This window comes from Rhodopirellula maiorica SM1 (assembly GCF_000346295.1).
Classification (GTDB): Bacteria; Planctomycetota; Planctomycetia; order Pirellulales; family Pirellulaceae; genus Novipirellula; species Novipirellula maiorica.
In genome coordinates, this window is record NZ_ANOG01000251.1 from 1 (window position 1) to 3,639 (window position 3,639).

Sequence of the window (3,639 nt, forward strand, 5' to 3'; positions counted from 1 at the left end):
GGGGCTCGTGGTGTTAGAAGATGGACGGTACACGCATGGTTTCACCAGCCCTCCCCGGCCGCTTTCAGCGGCCGACCCTCCCAAGGGGAGGGTGAACTATGACCGCGCATAAAAAAACTCTCTTGCAGCGAAACTACAAGAGAGTTTTAAAAATCCGGCAATACCTACTTTCACGCTGGTATGCACTATCATCGGCTCAGAAAGCTTGACTTCTGTGTTCGGGATGGGAACAGGTATGACCTTTCTGATATGGTCGCCGGAAAGACACACTTGCGGGTGTTTCACCGCAAGTGCGCCAGATTGTTTGGTAGCTGTTATTGTTTCTGAAAGACTTTTCATTCACTTCGTCGAAGCCATGTATCCCTATAGAACATGAGTGCGGGATATCGATGGCCAAACTTTCGCCCGTTAGTACTGGTTAGCTTAACACGTTACCGTGCTTACACGCCCAGCCTATCAACCAAGTCGTCTTCTTGGGGGCTTTCGACTAATGTCTACGAATCCTAATCTTGGAGCGGGCTTCACGCTTAGATGCTTTCAGCGTTTATCCGTTCCGAAGTTAGCTATCCAGCCGTGCCGCTAGCGCGACAACTGGTACACCAGAGCTTCGTCCAACTAAATCCTCTCGTACTAAAGTTGAACCTCCTCAAGATTCGTACGCCCACGGCAGATAGGGACCGACCTGTCTCACGACGGTCTGAACCCAGCTCACGTACCACTTTCATTGGCGAACAGCCAAACCCTTGGGAGCTTCTACACCCCCAGGATGTGATGAGCCGACATCGAGGTGCCAAACCGCATCGCCGCTGTGGACGCTCGGATGCGATAAGCCTGTTATCCCCGGAGTACCTTTTATCTGATGAGCGATAACCCTTCCATTCGGGATTACCGGATCACTAAGACCTACTTTCGTACCTGCTCGACTTATGGGTCTCGCAGTCAAGCACACTTCTAACTTTACTCTCTTCGCCTGATTACCGACCAGGCTGAGTGTACCTTTGCACTCCTCCGTTACTCTTTGGGAGGAGACCGCCCCAGTCAAACTGCCCGACTGACATTGTCCTTCGCCCCGATTCAGGGGATCGAAGTTAGAATTAAAATATAACCAGGCTGGTATTTCAACGACGGCTCCACGGGCACTAGCGTGCCTGCTTCAAAGCCTCCCAGCTATCCTACACAAATTATATCTCAACCCAATATCAGCCTACAGTAAAGGTTCACGGGGTCTTTCCGTCTAACCGCGGGTATGTGGCATCTTCACCACAACTACAATTTCACCGGGTCTGTGGTTGAGACAGTGCTCCAATCGTTACGCCTTTCATGCAGGTCGGAACTTACCCGACAAGGAACTTCGCTACCTTAGGACCCTCATAGTTAGGGCCGCCGTTTATTGGGGCTTCGGTCGCCAGCTTCGCCGTGAGGCTAACCGTCTTCCTTAACCTACCAACACCGGGCAGGCGTCAGTCTCTATACATCCACTTGCGTGTTAGCAGAGACCTGTGTTTTTGATAAACAGTCGTTAGAGCCGATTTTCTGTGGCCCACTTGCGTGGGCGCCCCTTATCGCGAACTTACGGGGCCATTTTGCAGAGTTCCTTAACCACAGTTCTCCCGAGCGCCTTAGAATTCTCATCTCGCCTACCTGTGTCAGTTTTAGTACGGTCAGTTGCTTAACTTCGCAGCTTTTCTTGGACGTCCTTCCAATGACTTCGAGAACTTAAACGCTCTCGAGCTATACCTTGGCTTATGTCGGGTCTTTTAATCCCCAACACCTCAGTGTTCGCTACGGACATTTCTATTCGTACCGCTCACTTTCCGGACGCCGTCCCTGCGATTAGATACACAACCGGCACAGGAATATTGACCTGTTATCCATCCCCTACGCTTTTCAGCCTCGGGTAAGGTACCGGCTAACCCTGGGCGGAATTGCCTTCCCCAGGAAACCTTAGGCTTTCGGCGAATAGGATTCTCACCTATTTTATCGTTACTCATTCCGGCATAATCACCCGATGACGCCAACACCGCTCGTTACCGTACGGCTTGTATCTCGTCATCGGCGCTCTCCTACCACTCTAGTAAACTAGAATCCGCTGCTTCGGTGTTTTACTTACTCCCGTTCATTATCGGCGCAGAAATGCTCGACTGGTAAGCTGTTACGCACTTTTTAAATGGTGGCTGCTTCTAAGCCAACATCCCAGCTGTCACAGCATTTCAACTTCCTTAGTGACTAAGTAAAACTTCGGGACCTTAGCAGGCGATCTGGGTTGTTTCCCTCTCGACCCTGGAGCTTATCCCCCAGGGACTGACTGCCGAGATAGTCTTTGCGGTATTCGGAGTTTGGTTCGGTGAGGTACCCCGGGAAGGGCCCCCATCCGATTCAGTATCTCTACCCCCGCAAAGTAGTTGCCTCGACGCTATCCCTCAAGATATTTCGGAGAGAACGAGCTATCTCCTGGTTTGATTACACTTTCAGTCCTCCCCACAAGTCATCCCCTCAGTTTTCAACCTAAGTGGGTTCGGTCCTCCACGCAGTTTAACCCGCGCTTCAACCTGCTCATGGGTAGATCACACAGGTTTCGCGTCTGCAGCATACGACACATTTCGCCCTATTCAGACTCGGTTTCCCTTGGGCTTCGTCCCGGAAGGACTTAACCAAGCCGTATACCACAACTCGCCGGATCATTATGCAAAAGGCACGCCGTCACACATTAAAATAGTGCTCCGACCGCTTGTAGGCACATGGTTTCAGGTTCACATTCCTCCCCTAGCAGGGGTTCTTCTCACCTTTCACTCACGCTACTGGTACGCTATCGGTCGTTAGAGAGTATTTAGCCTTACGGGATGGTCCCCGTGGATTCAGTCCAGGTTTCACGTGACTGGACCTACTCAGGTGCTCCTATGGTGCATGTTTATTTTCGTGTACGGGGCTGTCACCCTCTATGGCGATCCTTTCCAGAATCTTCCACTAACAACACACAATCCAATATCGAAGTCCTACAACCCCGCGAAGGAAACCTTCGCGGTTTGGGCTATACCGATTTCGCTCGCCGCTACTGACGGTATCGATTTTTCTTTCTCTTCCTCTGGTTACTTAGATGTTTCAGTTCACCAGGTTGTAACTAACCTGCCTATGGATTCAGCAGGCAGCAATCGGGAATCCCGGGATCATTGCTTGTTTGTCAACTCCCCCAGGCATTTCGCAGACTTCCACGCCCTTCATTCTTCTAACGCCAAGACATCCCCCATGTGCCCTTAATAGATTGGCCATCGAAATCCCGAACTCAAAAGTGTGTTACCACCATTGAACGCGAAAGATCGTTGGTTTCTATGATTAACGATATCACATGTGGTGATCACTGCTTTAACTCGGTCGCCTCCGAGACAACTTCACTGACTGCAGCAATCACGTTGCACAGAATCCTATAAGAATACATTCTTGCCAACGCTTTCGATTAGAGCCCACTCAGTAAACTGCGTGAGTCCAATGTCGACGCTGGCAACGCTTCTCAGAACTTGTTTTCACTTCTCTCGCGTTTGAAACAGAGCCTCCCGAGACCGAGTCCCGAGCTGAACCGCTCTACTTGCGAGTGTAGTGCTCTTTCAGATGCCAACTACCAAACAACCAAATTGTCAAATATCA

The 3,639-nt window shown here is 50.6% G+C and carries 2 rRNA genes; both read right to left on the reverse strand.

What is annotated here, in order from left to right:
* Positions 1 to 152: 152 nt before the first annotated feature.
* A 5S ribosomal RNA gene (rrf, locus tag RMSM_RS07745) occupies positions 153 to 261 on the reverse strand.
* Between the two features lie 128 nt (positions 262 to 389).
* Positions 390 to 3,265: ribosomal RNA gene (locus RMSM_RS07750) — 23S ribosomal RNA — on the reverse strand.
* Between the last annotated feature and the right edge of the window lie 374 nt (positions 3,266 to 3,639).